General features: G+C 57.3%; 17 protein-coding genes. 7 read left to right on the top strand and 10 right to left on the bottom strand.

What is annotated here, in order from left to right; all coding sequences use genetic code 11:
* Positions 1-33 precede the first annotated feature (33 nt).
* Complete coding sequence (locus BLW21_RS01695; RefSeq protein WP_092737224.1) at positions 34-1758, top strand: AIPR family protein; 1725 nt, start codon at positions 34-36, stop codon at positions 1756-1758.
* 38 nt (positions 1759-1796) lie between these two features.
* Here BLW21_RS01695 and gldG read toward each other — a convergent pair whose 3' ends face one another.
* The 4 genes from gldG to BLW21_RS01675 form a co-directional block, all read right to left on the bottom strand.
* The gene (gldG, locus tag BLW21_RS01690; protein WP_245711778.1) at positions 1797-3530 is read right to left on the bottom strand and encodes a gliding motility-associated ABC transporter substrate-binding protein GldG; all 1734 of its coding nucleotides are present in this window, start codon (positions 3528-3530) and stop codon (positions 1797-1799) included.
* A 114-nt stretch (positions 3531-3644) separates the two neighbouring features.
* Entirely contained in the window at positions 3645-4370 is a 726-nt protein-coding gene (gldF, locus tag BLW21_RS01685) for a gliding motility-associated ABC transporter permease subunit GldF (RefSeq protein ID WP_092737222.1), read from the bottom strand.
* Positions 4371-4455: 85 nt separating this feature from the next.
* The gene (locus BLW21_RS01680) at positions 4456-5391 is read right to left on the bottom strand and encodes an ATP-binding cassette domain-containing protein (RefSeq protein ID WP_092737220.1); all 936 of its coding nucleotides are present in this window, start codon (positions 5389-5391) and stop codon (positions 4456-4458) included.
* Between the two features lie 148 nt (positions 5392-5539).
* Positions 5540-6235, bottom strand: a complete 696-nt coding sequence (locus BLW21_RS01675; RefSeq protein ID WP_092737217.1) for an SDR family oxidoreductase — start codon at positions 6233-6235, stop codon at positions 5540-5542.
* A gap of 37 nt (positions 6236-6272) precedes the next feature.
* Between BLW21_RS01675 and BLW21_RS01670 the strand changes: the two genes are divergently transcribed.
* Positions 6273-7031 carry a head GIN domain-containing protein gene (locus tag BLW21_RS01670; protein WP_139255046.1) on the top strand — a complete coding sequence of 253 codons (759 nt, stop codon included), beginning with the start codon at positions 6273-6275 and terminating at the stop codon, positions 7029-7031.
* Positions 7032-7047: 16 nt separating this feature from the next.
* Positions 7048-7479, top strand: a complete 432-nt coding sequence (locus BLW21_RS01665; RefSeq protein ID WP_092737213.1) for a hypothetical protein — start codon at positions 7048-7050, stop codon at positions 7477-7479.
* 41 nt (positions 7480-7520) lie between these two features.
* Here the strand turns inward: BLW21_RS01665 and BLW21_RS01660 are convergent, their stop codons facing one another.
* A complete protein-coding gene (locus tag BLW21_RS01660) occupies positions 7521-8231 on the bottom strand; it encodes an SDR family oxidoreductase (RefSeq protein WP_092737211.1) in 711 nt (236 codons plus the stop codon).
* Positions 8232-8348: 117 nt separating this feature from the next.
* On the opposite strand from BLW21_RS01660, the gene BLW21_RS01655 reads away from it, so the two are divergent.
* Positions 8349-9080, top strand: a complete 732-nt coding sequence (locus tag BLW21_RS01655) for an MlaE family ABC transporter permease (RefSeq protein WP_092737209.1) — start codon at positions 8349-8351, stop codon at positions 9078-9080.
* A 120-nt stretch (positions 9081-9200) separates the two neighbouring features.
* Complete coding sequence (locus tag BLW21_RS01650) at positions 9201-9986, top strand: ABC transporter ATP-binding protein (protein ID WP_092737206.1); 786 nt, start codon at positions 9201-9203, stop codon at positions 9984-9986.
* A gap of 160 nt (positions 9987-10146) precedes the next feature.
* On the opposite strand, the gene BLW21_RS01645 is transcribed toward BLW21_RS01650, so the two are convergent.
* From BLW21_RS01645 to BLW21_RS01630, 4 genes are all read right to left on the bottom strand, one after another.
* A complete protein-coding gene (locus tag BLW21_RS01645) occupies positions 10147-10692 on the bottom strand; it encodes a YfiT family bacillithiol transferase (RefSeq protein ID WP_092737204.1) in 546 nt (181 codons plus the stop codon).
* Positions 10693-10843: 151 nt separating this feature from the next.
* Complete coding sequence (locus BLW21_RS01640; protein ID WP_092737202.1) at positions 10844-11473, bottom strand: bifunctional nuclease family protein; 630 nt, start codon at positions 11471-11473, stop codon at positions 10844-10846.
* 113 nt (positions 11474-11586) lie between these two features.
* Positions 11587-12564: an electron transfer flavoprotein subunit alpha/FixB family protein gene (locus tag BLW21_RS01635; protein WP_092737200.1), complete on the bottom strand. Its 978-nt coding sequence runs from the start codon at positions 12562-12564 to the stop codon at positions 11587-11589.
* 112 nt (positions 12565-12676) lie between these two features.
* A complete protein-coding gene (locus BLW21_RS01630) occupies positions 12677-13417 on the bottom strand; it encodes an electron transfer flavoprotein subunit beta/FixA family protein (RefSeq protein WP_092737198.1) in 741 nt (246 codons plus the stop codon).
* A gap of 72 nt (positions 13418-13489) precedes the next feature.
* Between BLW21_RS01630 and BLW21_RS01625 the strand changes: the two genes are divergently transcribed.
* Positions 13490-13828, top strand: coding sequence for a tetratricopeptide repeat protein (locus BLW21_RS01625; protein WP_092737196.1), 339 nt, complete (start codon positions 13490-13492; stop codon positions 13826-13828).
* A 250-nt stretch (positions 13829-14078) separates the two neighbouring features.
* Here BLW21_RS01625 and BLW21_RS01620 read toward each other — a convergent pair whose 3' ends face one another.
* On the bottom strand, positions 14079-14957 hold the full coding sequence (locus tag BLW21_RS01620) for an alpha/beta hydrolase (protein WP_092737194.1): 879 nt from the start codon (positions 14955-14957) through the stop codon (positions 14079-14081).
* Between the two features lie 497 nt (positions 14958-15454).
* Between BLW21_RS01620 and BLW21_RS01615 the strand changes: the two genes are divergently transcribed.
* Positions 15455-17272 (top strand): hydroxysqualene dehydroxylase, encoded by a 1818-nt coding sequence (locus tag BLW21_RS01615; RefSeq protein ID WP_092737192.1) that lies wholly within the window; start codon positions 15455-15457, stop codon positions 17270-17272.
* The last annotated feature ends 45 nt before the right edge of the window (positions 17273-17317 follow it).

Raw genomic sequence — 17317 nt, 5'->3', positions numbered from 1 at the left:
CAAAGTCATTATCATACCATTTACAGAGAAAGTATGGACAAGATCACGAGAAGCCTTATTGATGAGCTTTTGAGAGTAGAGGAAATTAGTTCAGAAGGAGAATCCAAGGACTTTGAAAAGTTGGTAAATTACACCGTGATATCAAATGAATACAATAAAACTTTTGAGCTTGATCTAGTCACAGTAGGTGATGGAAACGACACAGGAATCGATGGAATTGCGATAATTGTAAATGGGCTATTAGTAGAGACTATTGACGAAATTGATGAGCTTATAGAAAAAAACGATAGACTTGATACAACTTTCATTTTTATTCAGGCAAAAACGTCTTCATCGTTCAGTGGAAGCGACATTAATTCATTCATTTTCGGTGTAAAAGATTTCTTCTCCGAAAAACCCAAACTACTGCGTAATGATGATATAGTGAAATTCGCTGAGTTAGCTAATTATATATATGACCAAGCATCATTTCTTAAAAAAAGCCCCGATATAAAGCTTTACTATGTTACAACCGGAAAGTGGCTTAGCGATTTAAATCTTAGTGGAATAATAGAATCAGGCAAGCTAGACCTTGAAACCAAGAACCTATTTGATAGAGTCGTATTCCATATATATGGAGCTAAGGAATTAACATCCGCTTACAGGAAGACAAAAGAAAATAATATTGCCACTGTGAATTTCAGCAAGAGAGTAACTATCCCTCAAATTGATGGGGTATCTGAATCATACGTTGGATTACTACCATTTTCAGAATTTAGGAAAATAATTGTCGATGATAACGACAATTTAAAAAATGTTTTCGAAGACAACGTCCGCGACTTCCAAGGCAAAGACAATGATGTTAATAACGGTATAAGCAGAACAATAAATGGTGATTCCTCATCCTTATTCAGCGTATTAAATAATGGAGTAACCATAGTGGCTAGCAATGTTTCTTCAACAGGAGACACATTCGTTATTCGTGATTATCAAATCGTAAATGGATGTCAAACGAGCAACATGCTATATAGCAATAGACTAAGCGAAGGCATAAATAATGTGTTTGTACCTCTAAAAGTTGTAGCAACAACCAATGAGGAAATCAAGAACCAAATAACTTTAGCCACTAATAACCAAACACCTATTAAGAAAGAGCAATTAGCCGCCTTAACTGAGTTTCAAAGAAATTTAGAAAGATATTATAATTCTTTTAATGGTGACGAAAGATTACACTACGAAAGAAGATCAAAGCAATATAATACAGACACAAGCGTAATAAAGGCTAGAATTATAACAATACCCATACAAATAAAATCTTTTTCAGCAATGTTTTTACAAAACCCACATTTAGTGACTAGCTTTTTCGGTTCTATAGTTAACAAACTTAACTCTGGATCTTCCCCTATATTTCAAAATGACCACGCATATGAATCATACTACACAAGCGCGTTAGCCTTTTATAGATTAGAAGGTTTGTTTAAGAGAAAAATAATAGATACAAAATACAAAAAAGCGAGATTTCATTTGTTAATGGTATTTAAAGAGCTTGTTAATAATAACGAGACTATATTTTTATCAAGCCAAAAACAAATGGAAAGATATTGCAAGCCATTGCTATCCATATTAAACGATGATGATAAATGCATTAAATATTACAAAGCATCTGCTGATATAATAGATAATTCCGACTTTGATCTTAATGACAAACAACAAGTTAAATCAAGCAAGAACACTCAAAATATTCTTGACACTGCAAAGAAATACAAACAAAGTCATTAGTATACAGCTGCTTCGCGAACGATGAGTTTGGGGAAATATTAAAACCGCGCATACCGCCGCTTGCGACGCCAGGCGCGCACCAGCCCGAACAGCCCCAGCAGGACCAGCGGGGCGGCCAGGTTCAGGAGTTGCCAGCCGCGGCGCTCGGCCTGCACGCGCACTTTATCGAGGGGACGGAGCGTGATTTGCTTGCCGCGCACGGCAATCAGGCCCGACTGGTCGAGCATGTAATCGACGGCATTGAGCACCAGCTCGCGGTTGGCGAATTCGGTGGGCGCGAGGCGGTCGAAGCCCAGGCGCATAGGGCGGCCGGTTTTGGGGTCGATGTCGTTGCGCACGAAGTCGCCGTCGGAGATGACGAGCACTTTGGCGGGGCGGTTTTCGGGGCTGCTGGCGGGCTGGAAGCGGTTGGTGCCGGGCGCAGCGCGGTTGGCGAACAGCGAGCGGAACTGGCCTTCGAGCAGGTAGCCCACCGGCTTGTTCTGGGCCGTGTACAGCTTAGGGTCGGGCGGCATCCGGGCGTCGTTGAGGTTAACGGGCACGGGCGAGGGCAGCACGCGGGTGTAGCGCGAGGTGAGCAGTAGGGGCGTTTTGCGGATGCCCACGGCCTTCACCGTATCGATGCTGCTCACGAACTTGGTGTACACCGCATCGAGGTTGCGGGTGATGGGGTGCGGGCTGAACTGGTTGATAAGCGGGTAAAACTGCCAGGGCATGGGCTCGACCTTGGGCTTGTCGCCGTTCATGCCCGTGACGAGCGGAATGACGCCCGAGTTAAGGTCGAGCAGCAAATCGGGATTGATACGCAGGCCGTATCTGAACAGCATATCCTCCAGATTCAGGCTGAGCGGGAAGGCCAGCATGCCGCCGCGGCTGGCACTGTCGAGGTTGACGCGCATGGCATCCACGAAAAACAGCGCGTTGCCGCCGTGGGTGATGAACTGGTCGAGCTTGAACTTCTCGGGCTCGGTATAGGCCTGGGCCGGCTTGGCCACAACGAGGGCACTGAGCGTAGCCAAATCTTTGGGGCTCGACTTGTCTAGGCTTACCCGGAACACGTCGTAGTCGCGGCTGAGGGAGCCAATCAGGTCACCAGCTTCGATATTGGTCAGCTCGCCGTGGCCCTCCACCACGCCGATGCGCTGGCGCCTGCCAGGACTAAGCCGGCGGATGGCACTGGCCAGCTCGTACTCCAGCCCCTCAATGCTCTGGTTGAGGCGCACTTCGGGCGATTCGGCCTGATTGCCGCGCAGCAGCAGCACGTTCTGCTCCTTGCCCCCGGCCGAAACTACGGCCCAGGGGAAGATGATCTTCTCGGTGCGCTGGCCGTTGTCGTTGGCGCCGAGGTTGGTGGGGTTCAGGCCCTTTTTGAAGAGCGTCTGGTAGAACTCGTTGCGGGCCTGCTCGGTGGCGGCGGCCGAGGGGTCGACGAACACGAAATGCAGGTTGGCCCCACCATACACGCGCATTTCCGTAAGCGTTTCGCGCACGCCCTGCTGCAGGCGCCGGAAAGCCGGCGGGAAGTCTCCGTCGAGATACACCGTTACGGTCACGGGCTGCGGCAACGTTTCCAGCAACTCCTTAGTGGCCCCCGACATGGTATAGCGCTTGTCCTCCGTCAGATCGAGCCGGAAAAAGAACAGCCCGCCCAGGAAGTTGAGCAGCAGCAGCGCCCCCAGCAGCACCGCAAACCGGGTCAGGTCGCGCTTCTTTATTTGAGCCGTTAGCGGAGAGTTGTTAGCTGTTAGCTCTTGTTCTAATTCAGTACTCACAGATTCACGCTAAAAAGTCGTTCAAAATCATTTCTGATAGCTAAAGGCCCCCATTCAAAGCCATCAGCACAGAAAGCCAACAGCTAATAGCTACTGGCCAACAGCTGAGAAAAATCACCAGTTGCGGCTCTGCAAAGCCAGCCGGGTGGCTACCAGCATAGCGGCGCTTAACGTCAGGAAGTAAAGCAGGTCGCGGGAGTCGATGAGGCCTTTGCTCAGGTCGCGGTAGTGGGCGGCAATGCCGAGCTGACCGATGTAGTAGGCCGGGGCGCCATCAAAAACCGAAGCCAGCGAATCGAAGCCGGTGTACACCAGAAAGCAGCCTACTACAGCCGCCAGAAAGGCCACAATCTGGTCGCGGGTGAGGGCCGAGGCAAACACGCCGATAGCCGCAAACACTGCCGCCAGCAGCATCAGGCCCAGATAGGAGCCCACCGTGGCGGCTGAGTCGATGTTGCCCACCGGGTTGCCGAGCTGGTACACCGAGTAGTAATAGAGCAGCGTGGGCAGCAGGGCCAGCAGGGCCAGCAGCAGGCAGGCCAGGTACTTGCCCCCGATAAGCTGCGTGTCGGTGAGCGGGCGGGTCAGCAGCAGCTCCATGGTACCGGCTTTCTTCTCCTCGGCAAACGTACGCATGGTGAGGGCCGGAATCAGGAACAGGAAAATCCAGGGCGCGATGTTGAACAGCGTCTGCAAGTCGGCGAATCCGTAATCGAGCACCGAGCTGTCGGGGAACACCCACACGAACAGCCCGGTAGCCACCAGAAACACGCCCAGCACCACGTAGGCCACGGGCGAGTTCAGGAAGCTGTTGAATTCTTTGCGCAGAATGGCAAACATGGTTGATAGGCTGATTTTGTGATGGGCTGATATATGCAACGAAGCGGTAGCGATGCTTCGACCTGGCTCAGCATGACGTTCTTTTTTACGCTTTCTTCTTTCCCTCTGTCAGCTGCTGGAACACCTGCTCCAGGCTCTGCTCTTCCTGGCGCAGGCCCAGCAGCACCCAGCCTTGGGCGGCGGCGAGGCGCGAAATGGCCCCGCGCTGGTCGGAGCCGGCGCGGGCGCGGATGCGGTAGGCAGCACCCACAGCCTCCGCCTCAACGGCCAGAATGCCGGCCAGCGCCAGCAACGGAGCCGCATCGATAGGCTGCTCAAACTCGGCGCGGATGACCGTTTCGCCCGCCGCGCGGGCCCCGCGGGCACCCAACTCCGCCACCGGCGAGTCGGTTACGAGGCGGCCGTGGCTGATGATAACGGCCCGGCTACATAAAGCGGCCACTTCGGGCAGAATGTGGGTGCTGAAGATGACGGTTTTGTCCTGGCCCAACTCGCGGATAAGCTGGCGGATTTCGCCGATCTGGTTAGGGTCGAGGCCGGTAGTGGGCTCGTCGAGAATAAGCACGCCCGGATCGTGGATGAGCGCCTGGGCCAGCCCCACGCGCTGCCGGTAGCCCTTACTGAGGGCCCCGATAAGCTTGTTCTGCTCGCGCCCCAGCCCTACCCGCTCCACCAGCTGCCGCACCCGCTGGCGCAGGCCGCTACCGCCCAGCCCGTGTACCAAACCAATGAATTCGAGGTACTCGTGCACGTACATGTCGAGGTAGAGCGGGTTGTGCTCGGGCAGGTAGCCCACCCGACGGCGCACTTCCAGCGGCGCCGTGCGCACATCGAACCCCTCCACGACCACCGTACCGGCCGAGGGAGGCAGGTAGCCCAGCGCCATCTTCATGGTCGTGGACTTACCCGCCCCGTTCGGCCCCAAAAAGCCCAGGATTTCCCCCTTGCCCACCGAAAAGCTAATGTCATCCACGGCCACCTGCGAGCCGAAGGTTTTAGTCAGGTGCTGGATTTCTACCATAGTTGCGTTACGCGTTGTACAGATGCCGCCCATAAATGTCATCCTGAGCGGAGCAAAGGACCTCATCTAGAGCAAACGAGAGCAAACAAATAGTGCGGACTTGTATAAGGTCCTTCGCTCCGCTCAGGATGACAATCGGGTCGTTCGCTTACTTCTTGGGCTGAAGCGGCCGCATTTCAATATCTACCAAGTGGAAGTTGAACGGCGCATCCAGCGCGTACACCATCGTATCGGCAATGTCCTTTGGCTGCATCATGCCTTCGTTGGCTTCCACACCGGGGATGTCGTCGAAGAAGTTGGTTTGGGTGGAGCCGGGGTAGATGCAGGTGACCTTGATGCCATCCTTGCGCACTTCCTTGAACAACGACTGCGAGAAGCCACGCACCGCGAACTTGCTGGCGCAGTAGCCGGCCATATTCTCGATGCCGGTAGTGCCGGCGATGGAGCTGATGTTGAAAATATGGCCCAGCTGCTGCTGCTTCATGGCGGGCAGCACGGCCTGGGTGCAGTAGAAGGTGCCGTGCACGTTGGTATCGAACATCAGGCGCCAGTCGTCGGCCGAAAACCCATCAACCGCCCCCGAAATACCCAGGCCGGCGTTGTTTACCAATACGTGTACCTGCTCCCCCAGCTGCTTCTGAGTAGCTTTGAAAGCCTGCTGCACTGCTTTCTCGTCGCGCACGTCGCACTCGATAAAATGGAAGCGCGGGTGCTGGAAATCGGTGGGTGCAGTGCGGCCCCAACCGGCTACGTGCATACCTTTGGCCAGCAGGGCTTCGACGGTGGCCAGCCCTATCCCTTTGCTGACACCTGTGATAATGGCTACCTTACCGCTCAAATCCATCGCGCGAAGTGCTAAAATGTGGGGATTCTGTTTAAAGATGCAAGGTAACGCCCCCGGCCGGGTTTTGCGCGCCGCCGCCTTCGGGGCGCTGGCCGCCGCGCTGGCCGGCTGCCACCCCGACAGCGAGGCCGGCTGCTTCACCAGCACCGGCAACATCACCACCGAGCGCCGCACGCTACCCCCGTTCCAGCGGCTCACTACCTACGATAACATCAGCGTTATTCTGGTGCAGGACACGGCCACTTTCGCCGAAGTGCGGGCCGGTAAAAATCTGCAGGACGATATCCGCCTCGAAGTGATGGACGGCATGCTGACGGTGCGCAACACCAGCCGCTGCAACTGGGTACGCCGCTACAACACGCCCCGCGAAGTCACGCTGCACCTGCCCCACCTCACCGACCTGTTTCTGCGCGGTCAGGCCGATATCCGTACCGAAGGCGCATTCCGGCAGGACACTATTTCGCCCCATCTCATCGGGGCCGGCGATATGCGCCTGCACCTCATCAGCCGCTACGTAAACATGGACCAATACGAGTTGGGCGACATTTACCTGACCGGCTCGGCCGACGAGCTGCACCACACGCTGGGTGGCAGTGGCAGCCTCTACGCTCAGGATTTCCCACTCCGCGACGTATACCTGCAAACCAATTCCGGCAGCGACGGTGACGCCCGGTTCCGGGCTTCGCGGCTGCTGGTAGGCACTCACGCCGGCACCGGCACCATATTCTACGCCCCACCCGCGCCCGAAAAGCTGGTGTTGCCCGTTACTGGTCGCGGCCAGGTAAGGCCCGAATAACGGTTGGCAATACGCTATGCTCACCTCCTATCCTTCCTGGCAGCTTCTATTAACGGGTGCCGCCTACGGCCTGCTGTTGTGGGTTATCTGGAACGGGCAACTGCGGCGCAGCCGGTTTGCCGCCCCCGTGGCCGGCGCGGTAGTGAGCCTGCTTGTGGGCCTGCTGTTTAAAGTGCAGCACTGGGAGGGCAGCACGGAGCTACTCGTGGGCAGCGGCGTGGCCCTGGCCGGACTCTATGGCACGTGGTTCGCCCGCAAAACCCCCAAAACCCGCCTTGCTGTTCTCAAGCTGAGTTACGCTCTCAGCCTGGGCCTGTGGGCAGCAGCACTGGGGCTGGGCTGGCGGCCCCTGCTACCGTGGCTGAGTAGCTGGCAGCTGATGAGCCTTTGGGCCGTGCTGCTCGACTTTGGGTATGTGCGCTACCTACGCCGGCCGGCTGCCCGGTAACCGAATACGTGCCTGAGTAATCGGCCGGCGCAATTCGAAGCCTACAAGTCTCCCAGTTGGGGCCGAATCAGTAGTTCTTCTACCACAGCCTGAGCCGAGAGACTGAAGACTCCGAAAATAGCATCGGCCACGTCTTCGGCCTTAATAAACCGCTCGGCGGGCAGGTCTACGCCTTCCCAGCTGGCCGTGAGGGTGGGTCCGGGCAGCACGGCGGTTACCCGCACGCCGCTTTGCTTCAATTCTTCGCGCAGGTTTTTGCTGAACCCCAACAGCGCGTGCTTGGCAATGCCATAGGAGCCGCCGTTTGGATAGGCCGTGGTGCTGGCCGTGGAGCAGATGTTGAAGATATGACCTCCCTGCTGGGCCAGCAGCCCCGGCAGCAGCGCCAGCGTCACGTCGTAGGCACTCAGCAGATTAACGGCCAGCATCTGGCGCAGCTGCGAGCCGTCGGCGGGCTCGTCCTGCAACCTTCCGGGGATGAAAGCGCCCGTATTGTTGATGAGCACCGCTACCGGCCCCAACTCCCGCACGAAATCAGTGAAGCTCCGCGCCTGTTCCTGCTGGCTTAAATCGGCGGCCTGGGTGTGCAGCACGGCCCCGGGCACCAGGGCGGTGGCGGCAGCTTGCAGCTCGGCCAGGTCGGGGGCCGACCGGGCGCAGGTGACCACCGGATAGCCGGCCCGCAGAAATCGAAACACCAGCGCCCGCCCAATTCCTTTGGTGCCGCCCGTTACGACGATATTTTTTTGCATTCCTTTGTTTGACATAACCGTTTTTTACGTAGGGAAACCAGCACGGGCCGACGGCCGAGTTTTCAACCCCGGTTTCCCGACGCAAGTATCCGCTTTTCCTTTCTGTTTTTCAGTTTTATGGTCAAATCATTTGGTCAGTTTCTGCTTTTCATGCAGAGCATGCTCGTGCGCAAAGAACGGTTTACCGTGCTGTGGCGGCGCACCATCGACGAGTGTGTTACGATTGGGGTAAACTCCATCTTTATTGTCGCCATCGTATCGGCCTTCATCGGGGCCGTAACCTGCGTGCAGATTGCGTACAACCTTACCAACCCGCTCATCCCCAAAAGTACCATTGGCTACATGGTGCGCGAGATGACGATTCTGGAGCTGGCGCCTACTATCACCAGCATCGTGCTGGCCGGTAAGGTAGGTTCCAGCATTGCGGGTAGCCTGGGCACTATGCGCATCACCGAGCAGGTATCGGCTCTGGAAGTGATGGGCATCAACTCGGCCTCTTACCTGGTATTGCCGCGCATTCTGGGCGCAATCCTTATGTTTCCGCTACTCGTGGTTCTGGCCATGGCCCTGTCTATCATCGGCGGTTATTTGGCGGGCTCACTCACCGGTTCCATCTCAGCTCAGGAATACATCGAAGGTATCCGGACCGATTTTATTCCTTACAACATCTTCTTCGCGCTCGTAAAGTCGGTGGTATTTGCCTTTCTAGTATCGGCTATTTCGGCCTTCAAAGGTTACTACACCGATGGCGGCGCCCTCGAAGTAGGAACGGCCAGCACCACGGCCGTAAACAATTCCATCATTGCCATCCTCATCGCCGACTTCGCGCTGGCGGCCATATTGCTGTAAGAGGGATGCGGAGGCGGGCTGCCGGGGATTTGGTCGAGGTTCGGCCTAGTGCTGTTTAAACCCTTTCCAGACGTCTGGTACCACAAGCCCCACCCCCTCCTGCCCCAGACCCTAATTAGTATGATTGAGATTCACAACATTGAGAAGAGCTTCGACGGCAATCCGGTGCTGAAAGGCATCAGCTGCACGTTCGAAACGGGTAAGTGCAACTTGCTGCTTGGTGGCTCGGGCACCGGCAAATCGGTGCTGCTGCAGTGCGTGGTGGGCCTGATGCAGCCCGATTTGGGCAGCATCACCTTCGACGGCACCGTTTTCTCCAACAACAAGGTGCAGGTTCGGCAGGAAATCCGGCGCAAAATCGGAATGCTATTCCAGGGCTCGGCGCTGTTCGACTCGATGACGGTGGCCAAGAACGTGGAATTTCCGCTCGAAATGCTGACGCCCGAGATGAGCCGCGAAGAGCGCCGCGACCGGGTGGAGTTCTGTCTCAAGCGCGTGGGCCTCGAAAACGCGGGCGACAAGATGCCCTCCGAAATTTCGGGCGGTATGAAGAAGCGTGTCGGCATTGCCCGCGCCATTGCCCCCAACTGCACCTACCTGTTCTGCGACGAGCCCAACTCCGGCCTCGACCCGCTTACGAGCCTCAAAATTGACGAGCTCATCCAGGAAATCACCTACGAATACAACATCACCACCGTCATCATCACCCACGATATGAACTCGGTGATTGAAATCGGTGACCATATCATCTTCCTATACAAGGGCCTCAAGCTCTGGGATGGTACCAAGGACGAAATCCTCAATGCGCAGGTCCCCGAGCTGAAGGAATTCATCTTCAGCAGCAGCTTGGTGCGCGCCGCCAAGCGCATCGACGATGAAACCCACAGCGGCGTTGCGAGCCTGTAGAAACATACGTCAGGCCGCTAGCGGGAGCACAATGTAGCGAGGCCCCCCCCCCGATAAACACAAATCCCCTGCCGTTCACACGTCAGGGGATTTGTGTTTATAGAGGCTTCACGGGTTGCACATACCGATTACTCCAGCTCCGCCTGGCAACAGCAGTTTACTAAGTCAGCGGCTCATTACCCCGCAAGTGCGCCAAATGATGCCGGCCGTGCCACGAATAGAGCACCAGTGCCTGATCGAGGGTGAAGGTGCGGTCGGAATCGGGATGGTAGTACGTGCGCTGCCACTGCTCGTCGGTGAGGTTGCGCAGCAGCCGTACCCAGCGGATGTGCAGTGCCTCAAGCAGAGCCAGCGACACGGCCGGGGGGGTGGCCGTGCTATCGGGTAGCTCGGCCCAGGCAGCCTCATCATAGGATTTGATGGTGGGGTTGTCTTCGGTGAGAGCCAGTTTGAAGCGGGTGTAGGCGTTCAGGTGCGAGTCGGGCAGATGGTGCAGCAACTGGCGCATTGTCCAGCCGCCGGGGCGGTAAGGCTGGTCGAGCTGGGCAGGCGTGCGGCCGGCCACGGTAGCCCGCACTAGGTCGGGCAGCGTGGCCAGATGGGCTATATAGGCCGTGCGGGCACCCTGCTCAAGTGAGGCGTCGGGCAGTACAGGGTGGCCAATGGGGTAGCGCAAATCGGGGGAGTTGGGGGCGGAATCTTGCATGAGAGCCGGAGAAGAAAGGACAGTTAGGATGGGGAAGGTAGGCAGCAAAGCAAAACCCCACCCAGACACGGAGTCCGGGCGGGGTTCTGGCATTTATTGCAGCTGATCGAACCTGAGGACCAGCGAGTGGTAGCCACCAGCTCAAAAAAAGCTAATCGTTGCGCTTGTTCAACTCGTCGCGGATTTTGGCAGCCTTCTCGTAGTCCTCACGCTCCAGGGCCTGAGCCAGCATCTTGGTCAGCTCATCGAGCGACACCTGCCCGCTGGGCTCGCGGGGCGGTGGCGTAGCCCGGGGCTCGTCGGTATCAGTATCGGTATCAGTATCGTCGTCGTCTTCATCGTCCGAATCTTCAGCCTCATTTTCGTCGAGGTCGGAGAGGATGATGCCGGCTTCACTGAGCACGCTTTCTACCGTGAAAATGGGCACTCCGAAGCGCAGGCCAATGGCAATGGCATCGGAAGGCCGCGAATCCAGCTCGAAGGTGCTGGCCCCATCGGAGCACACAATTTTGGAGTAGAACACGCCTTCCTTCAGGTCGGAAATCACCACTTCCAATACGGCCACATGCACCTGTTCAGCAAACGAGCGGAACAAATCGTGCGTCAGTGGCCGGTTGGGGCTGATTTTCTCAATCTGAATGGCAATACTCTGCGCCTCGAACATGCCGATGATAATGGGCAGGCGGCGGTTGCCGGTCTTCTCGCCCAGAATAAGCGCGAACGAGCCCGACTGCGACTGGCTGGACGAGAGGCCCAGAATTTCGAGCGGTATTTTTTTCACTGGCAGAATCTTGGTAAATGTGCTAACAGACCCAATGTGGAAATGTGCTGATGGGCGGCATGGGAGAAAGTAAAATCATTCCCCGCGTTCCGCGCATCAGCACATTCGGCACACTAGTTTAATTCCTTAACAGCCGCGGTAAGCTTGGGCAGTACGTCGAAAACGTCGCCCACAATGCCGTAATCGGCGGCTTTAAAGAACGGGGCTTCGGGGTCTTTATTGATGACTACGATAACTTTGCTGGAGTTAACGCCGGCCAAATGCTGGATGGCACCCGAAATACCGCAGGCAATGTACAGGTTCGGCGACACCGTGATGCCGGTCTGGCCCACGTGCTCGTGGTGAGGGCGCCAGTCAACGTCCGAAACGGGCTTGGAACAGGCCGTGGCAGCGCCGAGCGCCTTCGCCAGGTCCTCGATGAGGTTCCAGTTCTCGGGGCCTTTCATGCCCCGGCCACCCGATACCACCAGATCAGCCTCGGGCAGCAATACGCCGCCGGCCTGGTCCTGCATGATAACTTCTTTGGGCGCGTCGGCGAAATCAGCGTCGGTCAGCTGGGCCGAGAACGACTCTACCGGAGCCGTTTTGCCGGCTTCGTGCAGGGCCTCAATCGAGTTCTTCTTAACCGCAATAATTTTCCGGTCGCTGGCCAGCTCTACGTCGGCGAAGGCTTTGCCCGAAAAGGCACCGCGCTTTACCACAAACTTGCCACCATCAGTCTTGGGCAGCTCCACCACGTTGGTAGCGAGGCTGGCTTCGAGACGGATGGACAGGCGCGAGCCCACGGCGGCGCCGATATTGGAGTTAGCCAGCACAATCACCTTGGCTTCCTCTTTCGAAGCAGCGACGGCGATAAGCTTGGTGTAGGCGCCGTTCACGAAATCCTTCAGACGGGGCTCGGAATCGTACAATACCTTGCTGATACCCTGCTCGCCAAGCTTGGCGAGGTTGGCTTCGGTCGCCTCGCCCACGGCCACGGCCGTCGCGGTGCTACCCAGCATCTGGGCCACCTGGCTGGCGTAGGAAGCTACTTCCAGCGAGGACTTCTTTACCTCGCCGCCGTCACATTCAACTACTACTAATACTGACATTGTTGTTAAAGCTTAGATGTTAGTGCCTGGAGCTTAGATTTTTACGTTGACAACTCAGTGCAAAGCGCCGTAATGGGCTAAGCTGCAAGCGCCAACATCTAAGCTCTTCAAGCTAGATTACTTTCGCTTCGTTACGAAGCAGCTTGATCAGCTCACCGGCATTTTCGGCCGCAATAAGCTTGACGCCCTGTTTGGCGGGGGGTAGCGCGAACGTTTCCACCTCGGTGCGGGCCGCATCAGTGGTGGGCTCTACTACTTTCAGCGGCTTGGTGCGGGCCGTCATAATGCCGCGCATGTTGGGGATGCGGGGCTCGCACATGGGCTGCTGGCACGAAGCTACGAAAGGCGTATTCACCTCCACAATCTCCTTACCACCCTCAATTTCGCGCTCCAGCGTGGCCGTGTTGCCGCTCATGTCGAGCTTCATGGCCGGGGCCACCGTCGGGATGCCGAGCAGCTCGCCCACCATACCATGCACCTGGAAACCATTGTAGTCAATGCTTTCCTTACCCATCAGGATAGCATCGTAGCCGCCTTCTTTGGCAACGGCGGCAATCTGCTTAGCCACGAAGAAGGCATCCTTCGGGTGCGCATTCACGCGGATAGCGTCGTCGGCGCCAATGGCCAGGGCCTTGCGGATGTTGGGCTCGGTATCGGCTTCGCCGACGTTGAGCACCGTAACGGTGCCACCGCCCTGGGCCTCTTTCAGCTCAATGGCGCGGGTGAGGGCATATTCATCCCAGGGATTAATCACGAACTGCACCCCGGCCTTGTTGAACTCCTTGTTATCGGGCGTGAAGGTGATTTTGGTGGTCGTGTCGGGTACGTTGCTGATGCAAACGAGAAACTTCATCTACGGCTGCTTATATGGAAGAAACTAAAGAAAGTGTCAAATTTGGGCGAAGATACTCAAAACTCCTGCCCTATGGAAACCGCGCCCAGCCGTTTGCAACAGCTCCTGGCCTTCTACGAAGACGACCCCTCCGACGCGTTTACCATCTATGCGCTGGCCACCGAATACCGCGAAACGGAGCCCGAAACGGCCATGCGCTACTACCGGCTGCTGCTTGATCAGCACCCCGATTACGTAGGTACGTACTACCACGCCGGCAAGATGCTGCAGCACCTGCAAAAGCCCGATGAGGCCGAAAAAGTTTACCAGAAGGGCCTGCGCGTAGCCCGCAAAGACGGTCAGATGCATGCCGCCAGCGAAATTCAGCAAGCCCTTAACCAACTGCTGGGCCTGGATTACGAGGACGAGTAAGGATATCCTTACCATTCGTGCAAATGCCGCTGATTGAAAACGAACCGGAAGTATCTGCTTTTCTCTGGCGGAAACCGAAGGGGGTCGTATTTGAGGCAGGAGCCGTATTGAAAAACAGACAAGTATGACTAGAACGTCATGCCTCTTCTGGCGTCCGCGCAGTCGAAGCATGACGTTTCTTAGACTTTCTAAACGGCTTCGCAGGAGTATTTTTAACCAGCCTCCTGGTTAATAATTGCTTGTTTACCAGTTACTTCACCGCAACGCCCCCAGCTTCCAGCACTTTCTGAAAGAATACCAGGTGATACGGCAGCGCGTTCTGCCAGTAGTCCCAGGTGTGGGCGCCGGGGCGCTCGGTGTAGTCGTGGGGCGTGTGGTTGTAGACGAGGCGGCGGTGCACTTCGCGGTTGATGTCGATGAGAAAATCGTCCACGCCGCAGTCGATGATCAGGGGTAACCCGTTGCGGTAGAGCGCATCGGTCATGTTGACTACCGAGTTCGTGCTGTACGCATTGGGCGCGGGGCCTTCGGGGCCGAGGATGGGGTTGAACAGGCTCTGGCGCTGCTGGGCTTCCTGGGGGTTGAGCTTGCGGTTGGTGATGCTCAGATCCAGGGCGCCGCTCATGCTGCCGGCCGCCGCGAACAGCTCGGGGTGCCGCGCCGAGAGGTAAAGAGCTCCGTGCCCGCCCATGGAGAGGCCCGTAATGACGCGGCCTTCCTTGCGGGCCACAGTGCGGTAACTCCGGTCGATTTGGCCGATGACTTCCTTGGTGATGTACGTTTCGAACTGGCTGGCGGGGTTCACCGGTGAGTTGAGGTAGAAGCTGAATGTTTCGCCCTCGGGCGTCACAATGAGCAGATTGTACTGGTCGGCGAGGCGGTGGAGCAGGGTTTTGTCGGGCGTTTTGCTGGTCCAGTCGGCGAAGTGACCATAGGCGCCGTGCAACAGGTAGAGTACTGGGTAGCGGGCCTGCTTATTTTTGGCGTAGCTGGCCGGCACTACCACGGCCGCCCGGTAGGGGCGCTGCATAGCGGCGCTTGGAATGGCCAGCGTATCGACGCGGGCCGCGTGAGTCCCGAAGGATGTCAGCAGCAGCAGCAGGAATAATAGGAGGTGCGGGATTCTCATGCTTTCAGAAACGGGGGGGCTTTCTTCCGGAAAATACAGATTCTTTCCTGATCCAATCTACCCAGGCCTATCACTGCGGTGTGGCCTACCTTATACATGGAGACTCAGGTAGCGGGCAAAATCCGGCGTCCCTGAACGCCGCTCGTCAGCCGGTTCGGCAACCTGCCGCGCTACCTGTAGGGCGGGGTCCGACTGCTTGAGCCATACCCCGCCCTACACCCGGTTTCCCTGCTTAATTCACTGCGCAAACAGGCAAGCCTTGCCAGATGTGGAAGGCGTTCTTCTTTATGAGCCGATTGCGCCTAAGTAGCTAACAGAAACACGGAACCTGCTTCTTTCCACTCGCCGGTGATGGCCGAGATGCCTCGTTTGGACCGCCGAATCCATTTGCCCTTATCTATTCAGGTAGCAGATACGGGCTACTATCTATACATTGTATTATAAAACTAATAAATATAGCTATATTGATAGATTACACCTTCCTTTTACTTTCTTTTATGTCTACCTCTCCTACTACCGCCGTCAGAGTTGCTGTGCTGGGCGGGGGCGTTGCCGGCATGAGTGCTGCCCACGAACTGGCCGAGCGCGGTTTTTCGGTGGATGTATACGAGCGGCAGCCGCGCTACGTGGGTGGCAAGGCCCGCTCGGTAGACGTGCCCAACACCGGCCGCGACGGCCGCCCCGACCTGCCCGGCGAGCATGGCTTCCGGTTTTTCCCCGGTTTCTACCGCCACATTACCGACACGATGAAGCGGATTCCGTACGGCCACAACCGGCAGGGGGTGTTCGACAACCTAGTGGCTTCGGAGCGGGTGCTGCTGGCGCGGTTTGGCCGGCCACCGCTACCTACGCTCGTCAACTTCCCCAAAACCCGCGCCGACCTCGAAACCATCCTGCTGGACCTGCGCGAGGCTGACACCGGCCTCACGCACAGCGACGTGAAGCTGTTTGCGCACAGCCTGTGGCAGATTCTGACTTCCAGCTATGAGCGGCGGCAGCAGGTGTATGAGCGCCAGAGCTGGTGGGATTTCATGCAGACCACCCAGCAGCGGCACCGCGACAATGTGCCGGATGGGGCACCGTTTCCCTACGAACTGTACTGCGTGGGCGGCCTCACCCGCTCGCTGGTGGCGGCCCAGCCCAAGCTGATGAGCGTGAAAACCGGCGGCGACATTCTGCTGCAGTTGCTGCTGCTCATGGCCGACCCTACCGCCCACGCCGACCGCATCCTCAACGGCCCGACCAACGAGGTGTGGCTCAACCCCTGGCTTGCGCACCTGACTACCACGCTGGGCGTGCGCTACCACCACCACCGCTACGTTACCCGCTTCGAGTGCGACCCGCTTACGCGCCGCATTACGGCCGCCTACGTGCGCCCCGAGGAACGAGATGCCGAGGAGCGCATTGAGGCCGATTACTACGTGGCAGCCGTGCCCGTCGAGCGCATGGCCCAACTCATCAGCCCCGACATGCTGGCCGTGGACGCCACGCTGGGCTTTATCCAGACCCTGGCCGACCCCGCTACCTGCGCGCTGAATTGGATGAACGGCATTCAGTTTTATCTGAACCAGGACGTGCCCCTGGCCCCCGGCCACGTCATCTGCCTCGACTCGCCCTGGGCCATCACGGGTATCTCGCAGCCCCAGTTCTGGCCCCGGCACCCGCTGGCGGGCTACGGCGACGGCCAGGTGCGGGGCCTGATTTCGGTGGACGTGAGTAACTGGTTTGAGCCGGGCCTGAACGGCAAAACGGCCGCCGACTGTACTCTGCCCGAAATAGTGGCAGAAGTATGGACCCAACTGAAAAAAAGCTTGGTGCGGGCCGATGGCACCGGCCTGCTGACCGATGACATGGTGCTGGGCCACTACGTAGATTCCGACATCGAGCCCAATACCCACCAACCTACACCGCCGCCCATTATCAGCCCGTTTGTGTCGGTGCACAACACCGAGCCGCTGCTCGTGAACACGGCCAACTCGTGGAGCCTGCGGCCGGAGAGCTTCTGCAACATCGAAAACCTATTTCTGGCCGCCGACTACGTGCGCACCAACACCGACCTGGCCACAATGGAAGGGGCCAATGAGGCTGCCCGCCGGGCCGTCAACGGCATTATTATCGCCAGCGGCAGCGGGGCCCCGCTCTGCCACATCTGGCCGCTGCACGAACCCGCTGCGCTGGCCCTGCTGCGCGCCCGCGACCGGGAGCGGTTTGGCCGGGGCCTACCCTGGACCGACGCGCTGCAGCAAATGCCCGACCGGCTGCTGCACCAAGTGGGCTACTGGTGGGAGCACCACCGCCCGAAAGCACCCGTGTAAGGTGACTGATGACCTCTCTGATTAGCGGTTGTTGGCACCCTGCCT

The organism is Hymenobacter psychrophilus (assembly GCF_900107135.1).
Classification (GTDB): domain Bacteria; phylum Bacteroidota; class Bacteroidia; order Cytophagales; family Hymenobacteraceae; genus Hymenobacter; species Hymenobacter psychrophilus.
The sequence above is the reverse complement of the archived record's forward strand: the minus strand, read 5'-3'. Positions and strand labels throughout refer to the sequence as shown.